Origin of the sequence: Herbiconiux oxytropis, assembly GCF_024979315.1 — a bacterium.
Lineage (GTDB): Bacteria > Actinomycetota > Actinomycetes > Actinomycetales > Microbacteriaceae > Herbiconiux > Herbiconiux oxytropis.
This window is the reverse complement of sequence record NZ_JANLCK010000006.1, coordinates 199255-221824: the sequence shown is the minus strand read 5'-3', so window position 1 is coordinate 221824 and position 22570 is coordinate 199255. Positions and strand designations below refer to the sequence as shown.

22 protein-coding genes are annotated in these 22570 nt (G+C 69.5%); 5 read left to right on the top strand and 17 right to left on the bottom strand.

Features of this window, described 5'->3' with window-relative positions; translation table 11 throughout:
- The 6 genes from N1028_RS12830 to N1028_RS12805 form a co-directional block, all read right to left on the bottom strand.
- Nucleotides 1–1269 (bottom strand): ABC transporter substrate-binding protein, encoded by a 1269-nt coding sequence (locus N1028_RS12830; RefSeq protein ID WP_259529584.1) that lies wholly within the window; start codon nt 1267–1269, stop codon nt 1–3.
- A 131-nt stretch (nt 1270–1400) separates the two neighbouring features.
- Nucleotides 1401–2411, bottom strand: coding sequence for a LacI family DNA-binding transcriptional regulator (locus N1028_RS12825; protein WP_259529583.1), 1011 nt, complete (start codon nt 2409–2411; stop codon nt 1401–1403).
- A gap of 73 nt (nt 2412–2484) precedes the next feature.
- Complete coding sequence (locus N1028_RS12820) at nt 2485–4383, bottom strand: ABC transporter ATP-binding protein (RefSeq protein ID WP_375163408.1); 1899 nt, start codon at nt 4381–4383, stop codon at nt 2485–2487.
- Between the two features lie 148 nt (nt 4384–4531).
- A complete protein-coding gene (locus tag N1028_RS12815; RefSeq protein WP_259529581.1) occupies nt 4532–5515 on the bottom strand; it encodes a carbohydrate ABC transporter permease in 984 nt (327 codons plus the stop codon).
- Nucleotides 5512–6642 (bottom strand): carbohydrate ABC transporter permease, encoded by a 1131-nt coding sequence (locus N1028_RS12810; protein ID WP_259529579.1) that lies wholly within the window; start codon nt 6640–6642, stop codon nt 5512–5514. Before N1028_RS12810 ends, N1028_RS12815 begins: the two co-directional genes overlap by 4 nt.
- Before the next feature lie 87 nt (nt 6643–6729).
- A complete protein-coding gene (locus N1028_RS12805; protein ID WP_259529576.1) occupies nt 6730–8049 on the bottom strand; it encodes an ABC transporter substrate-binding protein in 1320 nt (439 codons plus the stop codon).
- A 251-nt stretch (nt 8050–8300) separates the two neighbouring features.
- Here N1028_RS12805 and N1028_RS12800 point away from each other — a divergent pair, with 251 nt between their 5' ends.
- A complete protein-coding gene (locus N1028_RS12800) occupies nt 8301–9326 on the top strand; it encodes a LacI family DNA-binding transcriptional regulator (RefSeq protein WP_259529574.1) in 1026 nt (341 codons plus the stop codon).
- Here N1028_RS12800 and N1028_RS12795 read toward each other — a convergent pair.
- Entirely contained in the window at nt 9283–9672 is a 390-nt protein-coding gene (locus tag N1028_RS12795) for a DUF952 domain-containing protein (RefSeq protein WP_259529561.1), read from the bottom strand. The genes N1028_RS12800 and N1028_RS12795 overlap by 44 nt on opposite strands.
- Before the next feature lie 71 nt (nt 9673–9743).
- On the opposite strand from N1028_RS12795, the gene N1028_RS12790 reads away from it, so the two are divergent.
- A complete protein-coding gene (locus N1028_RS12790; RefSeq protein WP_259529559.1) occupies nt 9744–10367 on the top strand; it encodes a TetR/AcrR family transcriptional regulator in 624 nt (207 codons plus the stop codon).
- A 13-nt stretch (nt 10368–10380) separates the two neighbouring features.
- Here N1028_RS12790 and rplL read toward each other — a convergent pair whose 3' ends face one another.
- The 6 genes from rplL to N1028_RS12760 form a co-directional block, all read right to left on the bottom strand.
- Nucleotides 10381–10767, bottom strand: a complete 387-nt coding sequence (gene rplL / locus N1028_RS12785) for a 50S ribosomal protein L7/L12 (RefSeq protein ID WP_259529557.1) — start codon at nt 10765–10767, stop codon at nt 10381–10383.
- 51 nt (nt 10768–10818) lie between these two features.
- On the bottom strand, nt 10819–11334 hold the full coding sequence (gene rplJ, locus N1028_RS12780; RefSeq protein WP_259529556.1) for a 50S ribosomal protein L10: 516 nt from the start codon (nt 11332–11334) through the stop codon (nt 10819–10821).
- 211 nt (nt 11335–11545) lie between these two features.
- Nucleotides 11546–13243 (bottom strand): sensor histidine kinase, encoded by a 1698-nt coding sequence (locus N1028_RS12775; RefSeq protein WP_259529553.1) that lies wholly within the window; start codon nt 13241–13243, stop codon nt 11546–11548.
- Between the two features lie 115 nt (nt 13244–13358).
- A complete protein-coding gene (locus N1028_RS12770) occupies nt 13359–13523 on the bottom strand; it encodes a hypothetical protein (RefSeq protein WP_259529552.1) in 165 nt (54 codons plus the stop codon).
- Between the two features lie 106 nt (nt 13524–13629).
- Nucleotides 13630–15060, bottom strand: coding sequence for a sensor histidine kinase (locus tag N1028_RS12765; RefSeq protein ID WP_259529550.1), 1431 nt, complete (start codon nt 15058–15060; stop codon nt 13630–13632).
- Nucleotides 15057–15824, bottom strand: coding sequence for a response regulator transcription factor (locus N1028_RS12760; protein WP_259529547.1), 768 nt, complete (start codon nt 15822–15824; stop codon nt 15057–15059). The genes N1028_RS12765 and N1028_RS12760 overlap by 4 nt, the downstream gene beginning before the upstream one ends.
- A 117-nt stretch (nt 15825–15941) precedes the next feature.
- Between N1028_RS12760 and N1028_RS12755 the strand changes: the two genes are divergently transcribed.
- Nucleotides 15942–16571 (top strand): YqaJ viral recombinase family protein, encoded by a 630-nt coding sequence (locus N1028_RS12755; protein WP_259529625.1) that lies wholly within the window; start codon nt 15942–15944, stop codon nt 16569–16571.
- Nucleotides 16568–17353, top strand: coding sequence for an alpha/beta fold hydrolase (locus N1028_RS12750; RefSeq protein WP_259529545.1), 786 nt, complete (start codon nt 16568–16570; stop codon nt 17351–17353). The genes N1028_RS12755 and N1028_RS12750 overlap by 4 nt, the downstream gene beginning before the upstream one ends.
- Here N1028_RS12750 and N1028_RS12745 read toward each other — a convergent pair.
- Nucleotides 17293–18006 carry a DUF998 domain-containing protein gene (locus N1028_RS12745; RefSeq protein WP_259529543.1) on the bottom strand — a complete coding sequence of 238 codons (714 nt, stop codon included), beginning with the start codon at nt 18004–18006 and terminating at the stop codon, nt 17293–17295. The two genes, N1028_RS12750 and N1028_RS12745, sit on opposite strands and share 61 nt — an antisense overlap.
- Nucleotides 18007–18203: 197 nt before the next feature.
- On the opposite strand from N1028_RS12745, the gene N1028_RS12740 reads away from it, so the two are divergent.
- Nucleotides 18204–19232 carry an NADP-dependent oxidoreductase gene (locus N1028_RS12740; protein WP_375163409.1) on the top strand — a complete coding sequence of 343 codons (1029 nt, stop codon included), beginning with the start codon at nt 18204–18206 and terminating at the stop codon, nt 19230–19232.
- Nucleotides 19233–19318: 86 nt separating this feature from the next.
- Here the strand turns inward: N1028_RS12740 and N1028_RS12735 are convergent, their stop codons facing one another.
- The 3 genes from N1028_RS12735 to N1028_RS12725 form a co-directional block, all read right to left on the bottom strand.
- A complete protein-coding gene (locus N1028_RS12735; protein ID WP_259529542.1) occupies nt 19319–20407 on the bottom strand; it encodes a cell wall-binding repeat-containing protein in 1089 nt (362 codons plus the stop codon).
- A gap of 123 nt (nt 20408–20530) precedes the next feature.
- Nucleotides 20531–21085 carry a GNAT family N-acetyltransferase gene (locus tag N1028_RS12730; protein ID WP_259529539.1) on the bottom strand — a complete coding sequence of 185 codons (555 nt, stop codon included), beginning with the start codon at nt 21083–21085 and terminating at the stop codon, nt 20531–20533.
- 326 nt (nt 21086–21411) lie between these two features.
- Complete coding sequence (locus N1028_RS12725; protein WP_259529538.1) at nt 21412–22470, bottom strand: cell wall-binding repeat-containing protein; 1059 nt, start codon at nt 22468–22470, stop codon at nt 21412–21414.
- Nucleotides 22471–22570 lie beyond the last annotated feature (100 nt).

The window sequence follows — 22570 nt, the reverse complement described above, 5'->3', positions numbered from 1 at the left end:
CTACTGGTCGTCCAGGGTCGTCTGGATGGCCGTCTGGGCATCCTTCAGGAGGCTCGCGATGTCGTCACCGGCGAGCGCCTTCTGCGTCACCACGTCCATCTCGGTCAGCACGTCGGAGCTGTTCACGACACCGGGGAGAAGCGCGCGGCTGGTGCCGGAGATCTCGGTGAGGGCGGCGACGGTGGGGTTCGACTCCACGTCGGCGGCAGGGATGTCGGTGCGGAGCGGCGGCCAGCCGGAACCGAGCGACCAGGCGGTCGCCACCTCGGGCTCGAAGAAGTAGGAGAAGAACGTCTCGGCAGCTGCCGCCTCGGCATCGCCGGCCTGAGCGGTGATGCCCATTGAGACCCCGATGGCGGAGGCGGCCTGCTCGGCGGGGCCGGCCGGGATGGCGGCGATCCCGTAGTCGATGCTGTTCTCGGCGGCGATCGACGACATCCACGGCCCGCCGATCGTCATCGCGACCTTGCCCGAGCTGAACAGTTCGTCGGCACCCACGCCGTCGACGCCGGTGGGCGAGATCTTCTTCGTCGCCACGGCGTCGCTCCAGTACTCGAGCGTCTCCGCGTTCTCCGGCGAGTCGATCACGGCCGTCGTGCCGTCCTCCACGATGTCGCCGCCGTTGCCGTAGAACAGGCTCGGCCAGACCCCGTTGGCGACGGTCGCATGGTCAGGCAGCACCATGCCGTACTGCTCGGGGGTGCCGTCGCCGTTCTCGTCGACCGTGAGCTTCTCCGCCGCGGCCACCCACTCGTCCCAGGTGGTGGGGAACTCGGTCACACCGGCCGCCGCGAAGAGCGCCTTGTTGTAATAGACCGCGAGCGGCACGAAGCCGGTGGGCACACCGTAGACCGTGCCGTCGACCGTCTCCATGTCGACCGCCTGCGGGTTGAGCTCGGCCGTGTTGCTGTCATCCGAGGCGTAGAAGTCGGTGAGGTCGCGGAAGGCCCCCTTGGAGGCGTAGACGGGAAGCCGCTCGGCGGGCATCGCCACGATGTCGGGGCCCTCGTCGGCCGAGAGCGCGGTGAGCAGGGTGTCGTCGATAACCGCCCAGGTCTTCACCTCGGGCTCGATGGTCACCTCGCTCTGCGACGCATTGAAGTCGTCGACGATGCCCTGGAGCACGTCACCGTCGGCCTCGGTGTAGCCGTGCCAGAAGGTCAGGGTCACGGGGCCGCCGGCCGTGTCGCCGGAGTCGCTGGAGGAGCAGGCCGCGAGGCCTAGGCCGGCGACGGCGAGGAGCGCCGTGGCCGCCAGGAGCTTTTTCATGAGGAGCCTTTCTTCCGGCGGACTGCTGTGTCGGTCGGAGGACGTCGTTGTCGGGAGCGAGGAAGGTAAACGTTGTAAGTAAACGTTGTAACGAGAATCTAAGCGACTGCCCCGGTTCGTGTCAAGGCGGTTCAGCCGGGTGTGGACTCGCGGGCGATCACGTCGAAGTCGACCAGGATCTCGCGCCGCGGGGCCTCGCGCCCGCCGAGGGCCAGTCGTTCCACGAGCAGGTCGACGGCGGTCTCGGCGATGGCCGTCCGGCCCGGATCCACGGTGGTCAGACTCGGGACCATGTACTGCGCCTCGTCGATGTCGTCGAAGCCGATCACCGCCACGTCGCTCGGGATGCGCAGGCCCTTCTCCTGCAGCACCCGCATGGCGCCGAGGGCGAGCGCGTCGTTGAGCCCGAAGACCGCATCGAAGCCGACCCCGCTCTCGAGCAGGGCGCGCATGCTGGCGGCGCCGTTGGCGCGGTGCCAGAGCGTGGTGAAGCTCACGAGCGCGGGGTCGTAGTCGACCCCCGCCGCCTCGAGCGCCTGCCGGTAGCCCTCGAGGCGCAGAGCGGCCGAGCCGAGCGTCTCGTCGCGGTGGGCCCCCACCACGGCGATGCGGCGGCGACCGGCGGCGAGCAGCAGCTCGGTGGCCGCACGCGCGGCCTCGACGTTGCGCATCGTCACGTGGTCGGTGGGGCCGCCGAAGATCCGCTCGCCGAGCAGGATCACCGGGTAGTCGACCTCGAGGAAGCCGGCATCCTCCTGCCCCATGCCGAGCGGGCTGAAGATGAGGCCGTCGGTCAGCCGCATGCGCGGGCTCGACAGCACCGCGATCTCGCGCTCCCGATCGGCACCGGTCTGCTCCACGAGCACGACCAGTCCATGGGTGGCGGCCCGCGCGATGACGGCGTCGGCGAGCTCGGCGAAGTAGCTCAGGCTGAGCTCCGGCAGCACGAGGCCGATCACCCCGCTCTTGCCGGAGCGGAGGCTCCTCGCCGAGAGGTTGGGCTGGTAGCCGAGGTCGTCGATCGCCTCCTGCACCCGGGCCCGGGTCTCGGGGCGGATGTTCGTGTAGCCGTTGACGACGTTGGAGACGGTCTTGATCGACACGCCGGCCTGCTTGGCCACATCGTGCAGCGTCGCCGCCATCCGAACCCCCTCATCGCTCGCTGAGGCTCGATGTTACATCGTTGTAGAGCCGGGGCCCGTCACCCGGCGGGTGTCACACCGTGCTGAGCTGCTGCTCGTAGAGCCGGGAGTACGCACCCTGCCGCGCGAGCAGCTCGGCATGCGTGCCCGACTCGACGATCCGCCCGTGGTCGACCACGAAGATCACGTCGGCGTCCACGATGGTCGACAGCCGGTGCGCGATCGCGATCGTCGTGCGGCCCGAGGCCGCCTCGTCGAGCGCCTCCTGCACCACCCGCTCCGAGATGGAGTCGAGCGCGCTCGTGGCCTCGTCGAGGATGAGGACGGCCGGATCCTTCAGCAGCACGCGCGCGATCGCGATCCGCTGCTTCTCGCCACCCGAGAGCCGGTAGCCGCGCTCACCCACCACCGTGCGATAGCCCTCGGGGAAGCTCATGATGCGCTCGTGGATGTTCGCCCTCCGCGCCGCATCCGCGAGCTCCTCGGCCGTGGCGTCGGGCCTGGCGTAGCGGAGGTTCTCCTCGATCGTGGCGTGGAAGAGATAGGTCTCCTGGCTCACGATCCCGAGCCGGTCGACGAGCGACTCGTGCGTGACGTCGCGCACATCCCGCCCGTCGACGAGCACGCGGCCCGAGGTGGCCTCGTAGAGCCGCGGCACGAGGTACGACACCGTCGTCTTGCCGGCACCGGAGGGCCCCACGAAGGCGGCGAACTGGCCGGGCTCGATCGTGAACGAGACGCCGTCGAGCGTGGGGTTCGACGGCTCGCCGTCCGGATATACGAAGCTCACGTCGTCGAACGCGACCCGGCCGGCCGCAGCCGACGCCGGGAGCGGCACCGCATCCGCCCGGTCGGTGATGGCGGGCTTGAGGTCGAGGTACTCGAAGATGCGCGCGAACAGCGCCCCGCTCGTCTGCAGGTCGAGCCCCACGCGCATGAGACCGAGCAGCGGCCACATCAGCCGCGCCTGCACGGTGGTGAACGCCACGATCGTGCCGGCCGTCACATCCACTCCCCCGGCGATGAGGTAGCCCGCGGCCAGGTAGACGACGGCCGGAACGATCGACAGCACGATCTGCACGATGGCGAAGAACCACTGCCCGCTCATCTGCTGCCGCACCTGCAGCGAGATCTGGTTGTCGTTCTCAGCCGAGTAGCGCGCCACCTCGGCGCTCTGCCGATTGAAGCTCTTGGCCAGCAGGATGCCCGAGACGCTCAGTGTCTCCTGCGTGATGGCCGTCATGTCCGAGAGCGACTCCTGGGTCTGTCCCGCGATGCGCGCCCGCACCTGACCCACGCGGCGCTGCACCGACACGAGGATCGGCATGAGCACAACGGCCACGATCGTGAGCTGCCAGCTCAGCAGCAGCATCGCCACGAGCGCCGCGATCACCGTGACGGTGTTGCCGAGCACGCTCGAGACCGTGTTCGTGAGCACGTTGGCCACACCGCCCACGTCGTTCTGCAGCCGGGACTGGATGATGCCCGTCTTCGTGCGCGTGAAGAACGCGAGCTCCATGCGCTGCAGGTGCGAGAAGAGGCGGATGCGCAGATCGCCCATGACCCGGTTGCCCACCTTCGCGGTGAGGTAGGTCTGCCACACGCCGAGGGCCGCCGAGACGACCCAGATCAGCACCATGAGCCCCACGAGCTCGAGCAGCACGGGGATGTCGGGGCGCCCGCCGGGCGGGAACAACCCGAGGTCGAACGCCTGCTGCGTGAGCAGCGGCGGCAGCACGGTGAGGGCCGCCCCCACGAGAACGAGCAGCCCGGTCACCACGAGCGCGCGCTTGTAGGGCACGAACAGCTCCCGGATGCGCTGGAACAGGTGCGGGATGCGCGGGGCGTCGGCGTTGACGGCCTTCTGCCGCTCCGGGTCGCCGGACGAGACCCGTGACCCGCGGCCGCCCGGGTGGCCGCGCCCTCCGGCCGCGGCGGCCTCGCTCATGCGCCCACCGCCTGCTCCGCTCATGCGCTCACACTACGCCGGGCCGCCGACACCGCCGTCGAGTTCCTCCCACGGCGAAATGAACCCGTCCAGAAACGCAAACGTCGCGGCCTCCGAGCCCCTGAGAGCACCGGATGCCGCGACGTGTGCGGTTGTGAACGCAGCCCGCGCCTCAGCCCTTCGTGGAGCCCGCGAGCAGCCCCCGCACGAAGAACCGCTGCAGGGCGAAGAACACGATCAGCGGCACCACGATGGCCACGAACGCGCCCGCCGTGAGCAGGTACCAGTCCTGCCCGCGCGAGCCCGTGATCTCGGCCAGCAGCTTCGTGATCGGCGCCACCGCGCCGTCGGCGAAGATGAGCGCCACCAGGAGGTCGTTCCACACCCAGAGGAACTGGAAGATGGCGAACGACGCGAGCGCCGGCATGGTCAGCGGCAGGATGATCCGGAAGAAGATCTGCCCGTGCCCCGCACCGTCGACGCGCGCGGCCTCGATGACCTCGCGCGGGATCTCCGAGACGAAGTTGTGCAGCAGGAAGATCGCGAGCGGCAGCGCGAAGATCGTGTGCGCGATCCACACCTGCGAGAACGTGCCCGAGGAGGGGATGCCCGAGAAGATCCAGTCGTCGCCCACCGCGACACCGCGGGAGAACAGCGACAGGAGCGGCACGAGCGCCATCTGGATGGGGACGATCTGCAGCGCGAAGACGCCGATGAACAGCCAGTCCTTGCCCTTGAAGTCGATCCAGGCGAAGGCGTAGGCCGCGAGCGCCGCGATGCACAGGGGGATGAGCGTGGCCGGGATCGTGATGGCGATCGAGTTCACGAACGACGAGGCGATCGTGACCGACGAGTTGCCCGACTGCAGCACCTCGGCGTAGTTGTCGAGCGTGAAACTCGGGTTGAAGATGCTCGTCCACCAGCCCGTGGTCTGGATGTCGTTGCGGTCGCGGAACGAGGAGATGAAGAGACCGAAGGTCGGGATCGTCCACACGATCGCGATGATCAGGGCCGCCACCGTGGCACCGCGGCTCGTGAGCCGCCGCTTCACGCGCTTGGCAGGTCGCTCCTCGCGCTCGAGCTCCCTCTCGCCTGAGCGGAGCTGCTTCTTCGTCGAAGGATCGACCGGCAGGTCGATCGGCTGCACGGCGCTCATCGGATCTCCCTCTGCTTCTTGATCTGCCTGGCGTTGTAGATGACGATCGGCATCACCAGGATGAACAGGATCACGGCGAATGCGGCCGACCGGCCGTACTCGAAGTTCTTGAACTGCGTGTACATCTCGTTCGCCAGCACGCTCGTCTCGTTCGCGCCCGCCGTCATCGTGCGCACGATGTCGAAGACCTTGAGCGAGGCGATCGAGATGGTGGTGACCACCACGATCAGCGACGAGCGGATGCCGGGCACCGTGACGTTGGTGAACCGCTGCCAGGCGTTGGTGCCGTCGAGCTCCGCCGCTTCGATCTGCTCCGCCGGCACGCCCTTGATGGCGGCCGAGAGGATGACCATCGCGAAGCCGGTCTGGATCCAGATCAGCACGATGATGAGGAAGAAGGTGTTCCAGGGCGACTGGGAGAGCCACTGCTGCGGTTCACCGCCGAACCACACCACGAGCTGGTTGAGCAGACCGATCTGGTTCTGGTCCTCCGGCCGGTAGGTGTAGACGAAGCGCCAGATGATCGAGGCGCCCACGAACGAGATCGCCATGGGCATGAAGACGATGATCTTGAAGAACTTCTCGCCGCGGCTCTTGTCGATGAAGACCGCGTAGGCGAGACCGAAAACCGTCGAGAGCGTGGGAACCACGAGCACCCAGATGATGGTGTTGAGGATGACCCGGAGGTTCTGCGGGTTGGTGAGCACCCAGGCGAAGTTGTCGAGCCCCACGAAGTTGCCGCGGCTGGAGAACAGCGAGTCGATGGCGGTCTTGATGGTGGGGTAGATGAGACCGATCAGCAGCAGGATGATCGCCGGTGCGAGGAACCCGAAGAGCTGGAAGAGGTAGCCGGCACCCTGTTTGGAGCGCTTGTCGAGCCAGAAGAACAGAAGGCCGAAGGCGGCCGCGATCAGTGCAGCCCACCAGACCGAACCGACCAGGACGAGGACGAGGAACGGTGCGATCACGCAGACGGCGAGACGGATGATCGTGTACTTGCGACCGGACCGCGGAGCGATCTCGATGAAGAACAGGATCAGCGCCACGACGGCCGCGAAGGCGAGGACGACGATGGGTATCTGGGCGAGCGGCGGTAGTCCCCCGACCCAGAGCAGGAACTCTGACATGGCAGCCTTTCGAGTGCGACTCTGAACTCTTGACGTGACCCCAGAGGCCGCCCGGCGTCACCGGGCGGCCTCTGGGGTGCAACCAACCTACTCGGTCGGCCAGCCGCCTTCGATGGAGGTGAGGACCTCTTCCTGGGGGGTGCCGTTGATCCAGTCGACCATGCCCTTCCAGAAGGTGCCGGCGCCGACGGCACCGGGCATGAGGTCGGAGGCGTCGAACCGGAACGTGGTGTTCGGGTCCTGGAGGATCTCGATGGCCTGCTGCAGGATCGGGCTCTGCGCGTTGGCCGGGTCGAGGCCCGTGTTGGCCGAGATCACGCCGCCGAGGGCGACGCGGCTGTTGGCCCACTCGGGGCTGGAGAGGTACTCCTGCACCTTGACGGTGTCCTCGTCGTCGGTGAAGGCTCCCACGATCTCGCCACCGCCGGTGACGGCGGTCTCACCCTCGGTGACCGGCGGGGTCACGAAGGCCCAGATGTCGGCGTCGGGGCCGACCTCGGCGCCCGCGTCGACCAGGAAGCCGTCGAAGAACGAGGCCTGGTGCGTGAGCGAGCAGGTGCCCTGCGCCATGCCGGTCGCGACGTCACCGAACTCGGTGCTGTTGATCGACTTGACGTCGCCGTAGCCCGCGTTGACGTAGTTCGGGTCGAGCAGGATCTCTCCCACCGAGGTGAACGCGTCGGCGATCTGCGGGTCGGTGAAGGGAACCTCGTTGGCGACCCACTCGTCGTAGACGTCGGGGCCGGACTGACGGAGCACGAGGTCTTCGACCCAGTCCGTTCCCGGCCAGCCGGTGGCGTCACCCGATCCGAAGCCGGCGCACCAGGGCTGTGCGCCCAGGGTGGTCTGCATCGTCGCGGTGAGGTCGAGCATCTCCTGGTAGGTGCCGGGCACCTCCCAGCCGTTGTCGGCGAACTGCTTGGGCGAGTACCAGACGAAGCCCTTGACGGATGCCATCAGCGGCGCGCCGTAGAACGTGTCGTCGACGGTGCCGTAGGCCTTCCAGTCCTCGGACCAGTACTCGTCGACGTTGGCCTCGACGCCCTCGGGCGCGGGCTTGATGAAGTCGCGCGAGGCGAGGTCTGCGAGCAGACCGGGCTGCGGGAAGATCGCGAGGTCGGGCGGGTTGCCGCCCTGGGCGCGGATGCCGATCTGCGACTCGAACTCCTTGGACGACTCGTACTGGATGTCGATGCCGTTCTCGTCTTCCCAGTCGGCCCAGGACTGCTCGAGCAGCTCGGCCTCGGTGTCGGCGATGGTGCCGTAGACGGTGACGACGCCGTCAGCCTCGCCAGAGGAGCCTCCGGCTCCTCCCCCGGCGCCGCCTGAGCAGCCGACGAGTGCGAGACCGAGCCCGGTCGCGACGGCGATTGGGGCTGTGACACGGCGGTGCAGGATAGACCGCATTTCTCCTCCTCATTGAGTATGAGCGCCCCGTTGTGGTGCCAATGGGGGCCTGGTTCAGGAAACCTTTCCATAAGTTTCCGCAAAGCACAAGCGATCGGACGGCGGGTAAGAAAAGTAACGATTAGGTTGCAGAGAGCGCTCTCACGATGACGTGCTCAGGACATCCCGTCACAGTGGCTCTCGCGGCGTCCGGGACGAGGGCGCTAAGATTCTGGAAGCGTTTGCAGACGAAGGTCGACGAGGAGGTCACCGTGTCGGGAATCGAAGACGTGGCGAGCCTCGCCGGGGTCTCCAAGGCCACGGTCTCGCGCGCCCTGAGCGGCCGCGGATACGTCTCGGTCGAGACGCGGGCCAAGGTGTCGGATGCCGCGCACCGCCTCGGCTACGTGGTCTCCTCGAGCGCCTCGAGTCTCGTCACGGGACGCACGAACAATGTCGGTGTGATCATCCCGCGGATCAACCAGTGGTTCTTCGGCAGCATCCTGGAAGGTGTGGAACGGGCGCTGCTGGATCGCGGCTACGACCTCATGCTCTACAACGTCTCGAAGACGGTCGAGGAGCGCTCCAAGGTGTTCGAGTACTTCCTCGTGCGCAAGCGCGTCGACGCCGTGATCGCCGTCACGCTAGAGATCACCCCTGCCGAGACCGAGCGCCTCGTGGGCCTCGGCAAGCCGATCGCCGGCATCGGAGGTCCGCTCGAGGGCATCCCCACCGTGAGCATCGACGACGTGGCGGCCGCGCGCCTCGCGACCGAGCACCTGCTGCTCCTCGGCCACCGCGACATCGTGCACGTCGGCGGGGACGTCGACGAGCAGATGGACTTCCACGTGCACTCGAAGCGCCTGAAGGGCTTTCTCGAGGCCCTGACGGCCGCCGGCATCCCTCACGACGAGAACTCCTACCTGGCCACGCGCTTCGACATCCCGGGGGGCTACCGCGTGGGCAAACAGCTGCTCGGCGACCCTCGCCGGCGACCGACCGCCATCTTCGCCGCGGCCGACGAGGTGGCGATCGGAGTCATCCTCGCCGCCCGCGAGCTCGGCATCTCCGTGCCCGACGACCTCTCGGTGATCGGCATCGACAACCACCCCCTCTCGGACATGTTCGGTCTCACCACCGTGGAGCAGCGGCCGGACCTGCAGGGCGAGCACGCGGTCGACTGGGTCATCCGCCAGCTGGAGCAGCCCGGCTGGAGCCCGGATGCGGGGCACGCCTTCGCGCCCACCCGCCTCGTCATGCGCTCGTCGACGGCCCCTCCGCGCCCCCGAACGGGCTGAGGTCGGGGAGCACGAAGGCGTCACCGCTCCGCTCGATCGGAAGCACGGCCAGCACTGCCCCGCCGTCGGTGCGGATCGGCCCGTGCACCTGCGGCAGCCCCGGCGTCTCCTCGGTGATCTCGAGCCCCTCCGCGCGGAGCTCCTCGGTGTCGAGCAGCACGAGCACGAGCGCGAAGCGGATGTCGGAGTAGTGCTCGTCGAGCACCCGCTCCACCCCCTCGAGCGCCACAGCATGCACGAACCCTGCCTCGTCGAGGCTGACGCCTCTGGTCGACACCTCGTACTCGCCGATGTTGCGCGCCGCCTCCCAGTCGTCGACGATGGCGACGTGTGCGATGACAGCCATGATCCGTCCTTCCACTCATAATGACACCCGATAGTATCATTATGGCGAGCACGACAGACGGGAGGCGAGCGATGAGCGATGAGCGGGTGCCGAAACGAGGGCGACCCACGGCGCACGAACGCACTCTCCGGCGTGAGCGCATCCTCGACGCCGCGGTGTCGGCCTTCGCGGCTCGGGGTTTCGGTGGCACGAGCCTCGACGACGTGGCCGCGGCATCCGGGGTGACCAAACGCACCCTCTACGTCGACGTCGGAGACAAGGGCGCGCTCTTCACCGCCGCCGTCGAGCGGGAGCACGACCGCATCCGCGCGGTCACGCTGCGGTCTCCGCACGCCCTGCTGTCGGCGGCGACCGAGATCGTGCACGTGCTGCACTCCGACCGGGCGGTGGCTCTCCATCGCGCCGTGATCGCCGACGCACCGGGCTTCCCCGAGCTGGCAGAGCGCTTCTACGAGACGGGTCCAGGCCACTCCATCGCCGTCCTCGAGCGCGCACTGTCGGACCAGACCCGGGCGCATGACCGCGCGACCGCGCTCTACTCGCTGCTGCTCGGCGAGCGGCACCGCCGACGGCTCCTCGGGCTCGACCCGGCCCCCACCCGAGCGCAGGCCGCTCACCACGCGGCCGCCTCCCTGGCGCTGCTGGGTCTCCCGCTCGACGACAGAAGCCCCGAGCCGATGGCCCGGGGCTTCTGAGAAGTAGAGAGGACTACTTGACGGTGACGGTGGCGCCAGCCTCTTCGAGCTGAGCCTTGGCCTTCTCCGCGGTCTCCTTGTTGGCGCCCTCGAGGACGGCCTTGGGAGCGCCGTCGACGAGTGCCTTCGCCTCACCGAGGCCGAGGCTGGTGAGGGCGCGCACCTCCTTGATGACCTGGATCTTCTTCTCGCCGGCAGCCTCGAGGATGACGTCGAACTCGGTCTTCTCCTCGACCTCTTCAGCGGCAGCGGCGGCCGGGCCGGCAGCGCCGGCGACGGCGACGGGGGCAGCCGCGGTGACCTCGAAGGTCTCCTCGAACGCCTTGACGAACTCGCTGAGCTCGATGAGGGTGAGCTCCTTGAAAGCCTCGAGCAGTTCCTCGGTGGAAAGCTTTGCCATGTTGTTCTCCTTGGTTTGGTAGTTAGTTCAACCGCAGTCCCAGGCGTGAGCCTAGGAAGCGGACTCCTGCTTCTCACGCAGCGCTTCGACCGTGCGAACGGCCTTCGACAGCGGGGCGTTGAAGAGATATGCGGCACCGAACAGCGAAGCCTTGAAGGCACCGGCGAGCTTCGCCAGCAGCACTTCACGGGATTCGAGGTCGGCGAGCTTGGTGACCTCAGCGGCGGTCAGGGGGTTACCGTCGAAGTAACCACCCTTCACGACCAGAAGAGGGTGTGCCTTGGCGAAGTCACGCAGCGACTTTGCGACGGCCACGGGGTCACCGTGGACGAATGCGATCGCGGACGGGCCGACGAGCTCGTCGTCGAACGACGAGATGCCGGCGTTGTTCGCCGCGATCTTGGTCAGCGTGTTCTTCACCACGGCGTATGACGCGTGCTCACGGATGGATCCGCGCAGCTGCTTGAGCTGGGCGACCGTGAGACCGCGATACTCGGTCAGCAGGACGGCGGTCGAGCTCTGGAAGAGTTCCGTGAGCTCGGCTACCGAGGCTTCCTTGTTCGCCATGGCGCTCCTAGTAATCGTTGGTGTGGCCGGGATGAACGTCGGCCCGATTCGAGGGGTGCAGATGAAAAAAGCTCCGGCGCAGGAGGCCGGAGCTGAACACCATGACTGACACGGGATCTTGCTTCGTACACCTGCGCTGGTCTTCGCTCACACGAATCTTCGGCCGGAACTGGTTCGTTCCGACAACCGGCGGTCTTTGGCCTCGTACAGACTAGGTCACGACGCGCCCGGATGCAAACCGCATCCGTACGGTCACGACCGTTCCCTGGCCGGGCGTCGACTCGAGCGAGATCGTGGCACCGTTCGACTCCGCGAGCGTCTGCGCGATGCTGAGGCCGAGCCCCAGTCCCGGCACCGCCTGCTCGCGCGAAGAGGCCGTGCGGTAGAAGCGGTCGAAGGCGTGCTGCTGCTCGTCGGGACTCATGCCGATCCCGGTGTCCGACACCTCGAGCAGAGCGGATTCCCCCTCCCGGCGGAGGCCCACGACGACCGTCCCACCCGCGGGAGTGAACCGCACCGCGTTCGAGGTGATCGCCTCCACGAGCGCCAGGAGGTCACGCGCCGCGAACCGCACGGGTTCGACGGCGTCGAGCACCACGGCGAGATCGACGCCCTTCTGATCTGCCGAGAGCCGAGCGGCTTCGCTCCCGCGCTCGATGATCCCGCCCGCCTCGACCACCTCGGATGCATCCGGCGCACCGGCCGCCCCCGTGTCGACCGTCGTGCGGCCGGCGGACATCAGCTGGTTGACGACCCCCCACTGGCGCTCTGCCGCCCTGCGGATCGTCGCCGCCTGCGCGACCGTGGCCGCATCCGGGGCATCGGCCAGCAGATCGGCGTGACCGAGGATGGTGGTGAGCGGGGTCTTCAGCTCGTGGCCCACGTCGTCGAGGAACCGGTCACGCACCTCGATGGCGTGCACGAGCTCGGTCACGTCGTGAGCGACCATGACCACGGCGATGGGCTCGCCGGAGGCTCCGGGAACGGACCTCGCCGAGACCGACAGCGTGAGCTGCGAACCCGGAGTGCCGACCGTGACGCGTTGCGGCTCGGCGAGCGCACCGCCGAGGATCCGCTCCATCGTCGCGCCCCCGACCGCGATCTCCTGGCCGTGCCGGTCGTAGACCTCCGTGAAGTCGCCGACCAGCATCAGGTCGGGGCGGCCCACCTTGAGGCCCACGGCGAGAGCCGCATCGTTGGCCACGATCGCCCGGCCGTCGAGATCGAAGACGGCCAGCGCATCCGGAGACGTCTCGACGAGGGCGCGGATGGTGAGGGTGGCCTCGGTCGAGCTGAGCTGGGCGGCCCGGGCACGCTCGGCCTCGGCATCCGCACGGCTCTGCCGGGTGACGAGGTCGCGGCCGACGGCGGCCGTGGCCACCGCGAAGAGCGTCACGACGATCGGCAGCGCGAACACGCGGGCCCAGTCGCCCGGCTCATCGATCCCGGCACCGTCGCGCAGCAGCGGATACGCCGTGACGACCGCGGTGCCGGCGATCCCGGCGACCATCAGCGGGGCCGGGAAGGCGAACGAGAGCCACGCGATCGGGAAGATGACGAGGAGGCCGGCGACGGGCAGCACATCGACGAGGGCTGCGCGGATGAAGATGCAGGCGACGATGTCCAGCAGGGGGAAGGCGGCGAACCAGAGGCTCGTGACGGGACCGGCGGCGCCCCAGCCGTTGGCCTCGACGATCACGCTCACCGCGGTGAGGACGGCCACGGCGAGAGTGGCGGCCACGTACTCGGGCCCGATCAGGCTGGAGTCGATGAGGTAGGCGGCGACGGTCACGACGACGACGGCCACGAACAGCATGACCTGGGCGAACGGTTGCCGGCGCGATTCGCCCCGCACCCGCACCATCTGCGCGGTCCGCACCGCCTGCGCCGTCCGCACCCTCTGCGCCATGCCGCTCCCGAACCCAGCGCACCCCCGCGCGCCGACTCCGCTCACATTACGCGAGCGGCAGCCGGCACCGCGAGGGTGCGTGATCCGGGTTCGGGCCCGGGCGGTCTGCCGGAGGCTAGACGCGCTTGTTGCCGGAGATCATCCGCACGAGGAAGACGATGACCGCCAGGACCAGAAGGATCAGGCCCACCCAGAGCAGGAAGTTGAGCGACGACACGAACCCACCCGTGAAGAGCAGGACGATGGCGATGATCGCGATGATGATGAGCAGGATGTTCATGGTGATGTCTCACCCTTTCGGTGTTCGGGATGTTCCCCCTCGGCCGGAGATGGCCGTGGGCCTGAACCTACCCCCGTTCGGGGCACTCCGCACGCCCACGGCGGAATCAGGTGAGGAGGGGTATTGCGACCGCGAACACGGTGCGGCCCTCGGCGCTGTGCACCGACACGTCGCCGCCGTGCGCATCCACGACCGCCCTGACGATGGCAAGACCGAGCCCGGTGCTGCCGGCGTGACGCGATCGCGATCCGTCGCCCCGCACGAAGCGCTCGAAGAGCGTCGGCACGAGCTCCGGGTCGATCCCGGGTCCGTCGTCGGCGATCTCGACGAGGGCCTTCGGGCCGCCGCCCGCGTCGCTCACCCGCACGGAGGCGACCACGGTGGTGCCCGCGGGTGTGTGCACGCGGGCGTTGGCCAGGAGGTTCGCGAAGACCTGGTGCAGGCGATCCGCGTCTCCGGAGACCGCGACGGGTTCCTCGGGAAGATCGAGCTCCCATCGGTGGTCCGGGCCGGCCACGTGGGCATCGCTGACCGCGTCGACGAGCACGAGCGAGAGGTCGACCTCGTCGTGCGCGAGCTCTGGCTTGGAGTCGAGGCGGGCGAGCAGCAGCAGGTCCTCCACGAGGGTGGTCATGCGGGTCGCCTCCGACTCGATGCGGCCGAGTGAGTGGGCCACGTCAGGCGGGAGGTCGTCGACGGTGCGGCGGGTGAGCTCGGCGTAGCCGCGGATCGACGCGAGGGGCGTGCGGAGCTCGTGGCTCGCATCCGCCACGAACTGGCGCACCTTGTTCTCGCTCCGCTGCCGGGAGGTGAGGGCGGATGCCACGTGCTCGAGCATGCGATTGAACGCGAGTCCCACGCGCCCCACCTCGGAGGCGGGATCGGTGTCCTCGGCGGGGACGCGTTCGGCGAGCGCGACATCGCCGCGGTCAAGCGGGAGCTCGGCGACTCGGGTGGCGGTGGCCGCGACCCGGTCGAGCGGCCTGAGGGCCAGGCGGATGATCAGCAGACCGGCCACGCCCGCCACCACCATCGTGATGGCGGTGATGCCCGCGATCACGATGATCTGGCGGGAGAGCGTGCTCGTGACGTCGTCGAGCGGGAGACCCGTGACCACGATGTCCCCCGCGGTGGTGATGACCTGGGTGTCGATGCGGTAGGCGCCGAGATCGCCGATCGTGAAGCTCGTGGGCTCGGCCGCGGCGGTGACCGCGTCGAGGGCCTCGAGCTCCTGCGCCGTCAATGACTGGAGCTGCCCGTACTCGTCGAGAACCACCCCCGAGGTGGCGACACCGCCCGAGACGAGTGCGACGACGGTGCCGGAGGCCTGGCCGAGTGAGAGCTCGGGACGCGGGCCGCCCGGAGACGAGCTGCTCTGCAGCGACATCAGGGTGCGGTTCGAGGCCTCCCGCACCTGCGCATCCAGCTGATTGAGCAGGAAGCTGTTGAGCGCGAGGGTGCTGACGAGCCCGATCACGATGCCCGCGAGGGCGATCAGTCCGAGCACGCTCAGGATCAGCGTGCGCCGGAGGGTCACAGAGCGGGCTTCAGCATGTAGCCGGCTCCGCGCACCGTGTGGATCATGGGAGCACGGCCGGCGTCGATCTTCTTGCGCAGGTAGGAGATGTAGATCTCCACGACGCTCGACTTGCCGCCGAAGTCGTAGCTCCACACGCGATCGAGGATCTGGGCCTTGCTGAGCACCCGGCGGGGATTGCGCATGAGGAAGCGCAGGAGCTCGAACTCGGTGGCGGTGAGCTCGATCGGGTGGCCGTCGCGGAACACCTCGTGGCTGTCCTCGTCGAGCTCGAGATCGCCGACGGTGACCACCGGGTCGTCGGCGTCGGCCACCACGAGGGTGCTGCGCCGGATGAGGCCGCGCAGCCTCGCCACGAGCTCCTCGAGGCTGAACGGTTTCGTGACGTAGTCGTCGCCGCCCGCCGTGAGTCCGGCGATGCGGTCGTCGAGCGCGTCCTTCGCGGTGAGGAAGAGCACGGGCGTCTCGGAGCCGTCGCTGCGCACGCGCTGCAGCACCTGCAGGCCGTCGATGTCCGGCAGCATCACGTCGAGCACGATCACGTCTGGCCGGAACTCGCGGGCGATCGTGATGGCCTGACGGCCCTCGCTCGCGGTCTTGACCTCCCAGCCCTCGTAGCGCAGCGCCATCGAGAGCAGGTCGGTGAGCGTGCTCTCGTCGTCGACGACGAGGGCGCGCACCGGGGAACCGTCGGCTCGGCGGAGGCGGGGCTGCTTGGCGGCGGAGCTGCCGCGGCCGGAGATGAGGGAGGCGTCGATGGTCACATCTCCAGTATCGGCAGTCGGCTATGAGGAGTCTATGAGCCCCCGATGCGGAGTCTGAGAATGTCGCTGACCGCTCGCGTCCGGGGTGTGAGCGAGAATAGTGCGGTGACGTCTCTCATGCTCTCCTTCCCCTGGGAGGAGGACGAGGCGGCTCCCCCGCCGCCCGCGCCGCACCTCGCGCGCCTGGTGGCCTCTTCGACCGACCGGGTGGCGTGGCTGCGAGCCCGCAGCCGCGGCGTCACCGCCACCGACGCCGCCCGGCTCGCGAGTGACCGCGCCGTGGCCTCGGTGGCCTGGGAGAAGCTCAACGGCACGGGCTTCGGCGGCAACGCCTTCACCGACCACGGCCGGGCGCGCGAGCCCGAGATCGCCGCCTGGGTGCGCTCGGAGTACGCGATCGAGCCGAGCGCAGCGCTCTTCCACGCGGCCCGCGAGCGCAGGCACCTGGCGACACCGGATGGCATCCGCCTCGCCGACGACGGCAGCGTCGAGCTGGCCGAGATCAAGACCACCTCGAAGCCCTGGAAGAGCATCCCGCGGAGCTACCTCCGGCAGGTCTGGTGGCAGCAGTACGTGCTCGGCGCCGAGCGCACCCTCGTGGTGTGGGAGCAGCACGTCGACTTCGTGCCGATCTCCGGATCGCCGCGGTGCGAGTGGGTCTCACGCGACGAGTCCGAGATCGAGCTGCTCGTGCGCCGCGCCGACGAGCTTCTGGCGTGGATGCGCGGCGAACGGGGACGGCCGTGACCGGCGGCGCGGCCGGCACTGTTCTCCTTCTCCACGGGCTCGGCGGCTCGCGCGAGGATGCGCTGTCGATGTTCTCCCCGATCGTGCCGACGGGCACGCACCTCGTGGCCCCGGATGCCCGGGCTCACGGAGCGGATGTCGAACCCTCCTCGCCGTCCGAGCTCACCCTCGAGGCCATGGCCGAGCGCATCGCCCGGGAGGTGCTCGCCTCGCAGGAGGCGGCCGGCTGCGCGGGCGCGCCCGTCACCGTGATCGGCATCTCGATGGGAGCGGCGCTCGCCCTGCGGCTCGCGCTCACCGAGGCTCTTCCGCTTTCGCACGCCGTCTTCGTGCGTCCCGCGTTCACCGACGAATCGCTGCCCTCCAACCTCCGCGCCTTCCCCGTGATCGGGGAGCTGCTGGCCGATCTCGGCGCCCAGGAGGGCGAGCGCGCCTTCCTCGACACCGATCTCTACGGATCGGTGCGGGCCGAGTCGCGACTCGGGGCGGCCGGCCTGCTCGAGCAGTTCCGGAGCCCGTTCGCGGTGGAGCGCGCCGCCCGGCTGATCGAGATCCCCCGGTCGCGGGCCTTCACCTCCGCCGACGACATCGGGGCGCTCGACCTGCCCACCGCGATCGTCTGGGCGCCGCGCGACCCCGTGCATCCGGTGCCCGTGGCGGAGCTGTGGATGGACGAGCTCGACGGTGCCGTGAGCGTGCCGCTGCCGGCCCGCGATGATGACTACTCGGCGTACGTGGCGGCCACGCGCGGCGGGGTCGCGGAATGGCTCGGCTGGTCCTGAGCGCTGCCTGACGTGTGCCGCCGGGCACGGAACTCCGCCGTGGCGAGCACGAGGGCCAGAGTCGCCAGCCAGGCCAGCGCGATGGTGGTGGCCACGAGCTCGAGGATGCCGCCGAGCTGGGTGCCGAAGCGCAGCAGAGAGAGCAGCCCGCCGACTCCGGCGATGACGGCCACGGCGATGGCGGCCGACATCGAGAAGCGCGCGAGGCCCGTGAAGCGGCGGTCGACCGAGACCTGGAGCATCACGAGCGCAGCCCCTGCGAAGCCGATGACGGCGCAGACGGTGTGCACGAGATCCTGCCAGGTGAACGCGGGGCCCACCGGGAGCGGGCAGCCGTAGGTGCAGGTGACCTGCGAGGCGATGCCGAAGGCGACGGCCGCACTGCCGAGCACCGCGGCGGGCGGGGCCACGGCGAGCCAGCGCACGCGCGGCTCGAGCCTCGGGGCGCAGAGCGCGACCAGGGCGGCGGAGGCCGCCACGAGCGTCATCCCCCAGCGGAAGACCTCGGCGGTGGGCTCGCCCGTTGCTCCGAGTTCGCTCACGTAGAGGTATCGATCGGCCGAGAGACGGGCCGCCCAGATGAGGGTGAGACCGGCGGTGGTGGCGAGCGCGGCGAGCACGAGGCCCCAGGGGCGGAGGGCGGCGATGGGCATGGGTGGGTACTCCTGGAGGGCGGGTCACTGCATGGTACCCGTGCGGGCTCGTGCTCGGTGAGTTTGCACCACAGTGATGTGACCGTAACACCGGCGAATCATTCGCCGAATAGCGTGGGAGCAAGCCGAACAGGCTGCGCAGTGAGGCGGGTAGCCCGAGCCCTCCCGTGGCGTTCGAACTCTACGGAAGGCAAGGGATGATCGAGCAGCTGAGTGGACCGGGCACGAGCACATCGAGTCCGACGCTCACCCACCCGTCGACGATGCAGGCCGCGGTGATCCGCCGCACCGGCGAGCCGTCGGAGCTGACCGTCGCCACGGTGCCCTCGCCCGTGCGGGTGAATGCCGAGGTGCTGGTGAAGGTCGCCGCCGCCGGTGTGAACCCGATCGATGCCAAGACGCGGGCGGGTTCGGGAGTGTCGGCCGCCATCGACGCCTTCCCCTGCATCCTCGGCTACGACTTCGCCGGGGTGGTGGTCGAGACGCCTTTCGAGGGGCACTCCCTCAACGTGGGCGACGAGGTCTACGGCATGATGTCGGTGCCGCGCGGCGCCGGGTCGTACGCCGAGCTCGTGTCGGTGCCGAGTCTGCAGGTCACGCGGAAGCCCCGTTCGCTCTCGCTCATCGAGGCCGCCGGTGTGCCGCTGGCGGCTCTCACGGCATGGGGCATGGTGGTGGAGCTCGCCAAGGCGCACGAGGGGCAGCGGATGCTCATCCACGCCGCCGCGGGAGGGGTCGGGCACTTCGCGGTGCAGTTCGCGAGCTACTTCGGTGCCCGGGTCACGGCCACCGGTTCCGGCCGCAACCAGGGTTGGCTGCGGGAGCTCGGTGCGGCCGAGGTGATCGACTACTCCGCCGTCGACTTCGCGGAACAGGTGTCGGAGCAGGATGTGGTGATCGACCTGGTGGGGAACGTGCACGCCTCCACCGGCACTCGTTCGCTCGCCACGATGCGGCCCGGAGGGCTCATCATCAACGCCCCGACGGGCAGCTGGCCGGGCTTCGCGGAGGAGGCGGCCTCGGCGGGCATGCGGGCCACGACGTTCAAGGTGGCTCCGGATGCGGCGACGCTGGCCGTGGTCACGCGGCTGATCGACTCCGGCGATGTGCGGGTGCACATCGACGAGGTCTTCCCGCTCGCCGATGCCGCCGAGGCGCACCGCGCGATCGAGCGCGGCCACACCCGTGGCAAGCTCGTGCTGCAGGTGGGGCACCTGCCCTTCTGAGGCTCGTGGGCGCCTGCGGTCTGCCGAGACGTCACTTTCCACACTTGGGCGCCGGTTCTCGCGTGAGAAATGACGGCTGGGCGGGGTCAGCAGGGGGTGAGGCTCTGCACGGTCGGGCTGAGGGTGGCTGGACCGCCCAGGAGCACGATCTCGCGTGGCGCGAGGCGGTGGAGGTCGGCGAGCACCGCCGGAGGTACGCAGGTGGGGCGCACGAGGTAGATGGCCGCGCCGCGGCTGCCGGCGAGGGGGCCGCCGCTCAGCGCATCCGGAAAGGCCGTGCCGCTCGCGAGGTACACCGTGCCGCCAGGGGGCGCTGGATGCGCCGCGCCGTTGAGTGCGACGGCGACCTCGTAGCGGTCGGCTCCGGCGACCCGGGAGACGCGGTGGCCCAGCATCCGGAGCTCGCTCTCGATGCTCGTGCTCATGGTGGCGGTGCCGCCGAGGAGTGTGACGGATGCCGGGGCGAAGGCACGGAGGGCGGCACTCGTGGGCGGAGGTAGGCCCGAGCCCGCGCCGTTCACGAGCAGCATCGCGCCGTGGGCGCGCACGGCGGCCGGGGCTGCGGCGACCGCGTCGGCGAACCCGGCTCCCGCCGCGAGGAGCACGACCTCTGCAGCAGCGACGCCGACGACGGGGTCGGTGACGAGCGCGCGGGAGACCTCGTAGCGATCCGCGCCGTCGATGCGGAGGAAGGTGGCCCCGGTGATGCTGCGGGAGAGCTGGGCGAGCACGTCGTCGGAGACCGAGGCGGTGCCGCCGACCACGACCACGATCGTCGGCTGGAGCCGCGCGATCTCGGCGGTGACGGTGGGCGGCAGCGCATCACGCGGAGTGAGGAGCAGAGGTGAGCCGTGGGAGCCGGCCACGGCCCCTGCGCCCAGGGCGTCTGCGAACGTCTGCCCGCTGGCGAGGTAGACGATGTCGGCGCGGTCGAAGCCGGCGCGGGATGCCTGGACGGCCTGGTCGTAGCGATCGACGCCGTGGATGCGCGTGGGCGCGGGGAGCGCGGCGGCAGGGAGCGCGGCGGCAGGTGGCCTTGGGTCGAGTGGCCCGATGGGGGCGGCGCTCTGCTCCCCCGCGGACTGCAGGAGTGCGAGCAGGAGGCAGACGAGCGTGGCGGCTCCCCTGGCCGGCGCAGCTCGGAATCGAGCGGGGAGGCGCGAGCGCAGGGGCATGGGAGTCGCTTTCGGAGTGGGTCGTGCTCCGAGGATGTCAGCCGATGGGTCGTGCGGTTATGAGCAGTTGCTACTCACGGGCGGGTGGTGGCGGTGGTGTCCCGGTCCGCTCGATGGCGCCGGTCAGGGGGCGAGGTCGACCACGGCGGGCAGTGGCTGCTCGAGCACGAAGTCGTCGTGCAGCTCGTCGCCCACGAGGAAGGTCTTGGTGCCGACCTTGGCGAAGCCGCGCTTCTCGTAGAAGCGGATGGCGCGGGCGTTCTGCTGGTTGACGCCGAGCCAGATGCTCGCCGCGCCCGCCTCGGCTGCGAAGGCGAGAGAGGCCTCCATGAGGGTCGTCGCGACACCCAGCCCGTGGAAGGTGCGCCGCACGTAGCACTTGCTGAGCTCGATGGTGGGCCGGGCGGCGACGGTGGCGGCGACATGCGGGTCGGCCGGTTCTCCGGCGATGAGCATGGTGTAGCCGGCGATCTCGCCGTCGACGTCGGCGAGGAGCACTGTGTGGGTGCCGCCGCGGAGGTGCTCTGAGAACGTGGCCTCGGAGAGCTTGTCGGCGATGAAGGCGGCGATGGCTTCGGGCGCCGTTCCGGGAGGGCACGCCAGTTCGAACGTCTCCGCCGCGACGGCGGACACGATGCCCGAGTCCTCCGGGCGTGCTCGTCGAACTCGCGTCACCATATCTGCAAAGGTACCGGCTCGCCCGGTCCGCGCCGGGGAGCACCGCACCCTCTGAGCAAACCCAAACGCGCTTCACAAGAACGGGGGTGGCGTGGCTGATAGGACGTGACAGCTCGGACGTGGGCTGCTGAGCGTCGATGTGGACCGCAGCTCGGGGCGGGAAGAAGTTGCGAGAGGAAGTCGCGACCGCCGCACCCAGGGGGGAGAGGTGCGGCGGCCGCGAGTCTGAGGGCCGGCCCGAGGGCGCGGCGCGGATCGGAAGGCGAGCAGAAAGGCGACCCGGAGGAGAAGCGTGACGACGATCGGCTCAGACGGGGAGCCTTGTGTCAGTCGGCTCCGCAGGGTTCGAGGGTCTCGATGGCGGTTGAGAGGGACGCGGGGCCACCGAGGATGACCACGGTGGACGGAGCCAGGCGGCCGATCTCGCGATGCACCTCGGGGGCAAGGCAGGTGGCTCGCGTGACGTAGAGCGGGCTGGCATCGATTCCGGCGGCGACCCCTCCGCTCAGCGCATCGGCGAAGACGACGCCGCTCGCCAGGTAGAGCTTCGAAGCCGCGGGGAACGATGCTCCGTTCACGGTCGCACCCACCTCGTAGCGCGTGGAGCCCGCGTAGCGGGTGGTCGCAAACGACTTCTCGATCGACGAGGCGAGCGAGGCGCTGACCGACGTGACTCCTCCGACGATCGCCACCGACTTCACGCCCAGCCGCGTGAGCAGCGAGCTCTCCTGTGAGCCGAGGGATGCGGCAGACCCGTCGACCAGCAGCACGGGAGAACCTCCGGAGGCCGCGGCCGGTGATGCGGTGAGGGCATCGGCGAAGGTGGCACCGGTGGCCACGAAGGCCGCCGTCGCCGACGCGAAGCCGAACGCGGCATGACCGATGAGGGCGCGCGACACCTCATAGCGGTCGGCCCCTGCGATGCGCGTGACCTTGGCCGCGGTGGACGACGCCACCTGGCGGGCCACCGCAGCCGAGATCGAGGCCTCGCCGCCGACGATGACGACGTCGTTCGCACCGACCCGGCGGATCTCCTCGACCACTCCGGGCGGCAGTGCCGCCCCCGGGGTGAGGAGCAACGGGGCGGTGTGGTGCGCCGCTGCCGCGGTCGCGCTGAGCGCATCGGCGAACTTCTGGCCGCTCGCGAGGTAGACGGTGTCCGCGGCGTCATCGCGGAAGGTGAGGCGGGAGATCGCGAGTGCTTGGGTGTAGCGGTCGCTCCCCGCGACCCGCGTGACCTTGGGTGCCTCCTTCACGATCACCGTGCAGGCCTTCGTGGTGAGGTCGGTGTGACCGTCCGGCCGCACCGTGGCGAGCTCGAGTGTGAACGACGCCGTCTCGACTGTGTTCGGCTCACCCTCCAGCTGGAAGCCGCCAGCCTGCAAGCGGACGCCTTGCGGCAGCGCACCCCTCGACACACGCAGCGCGCCGGCCTGGGCCAGTGGAGCGGTCGAGAGGGGGAAACCCTTCGCGGCGGCCTGCTGC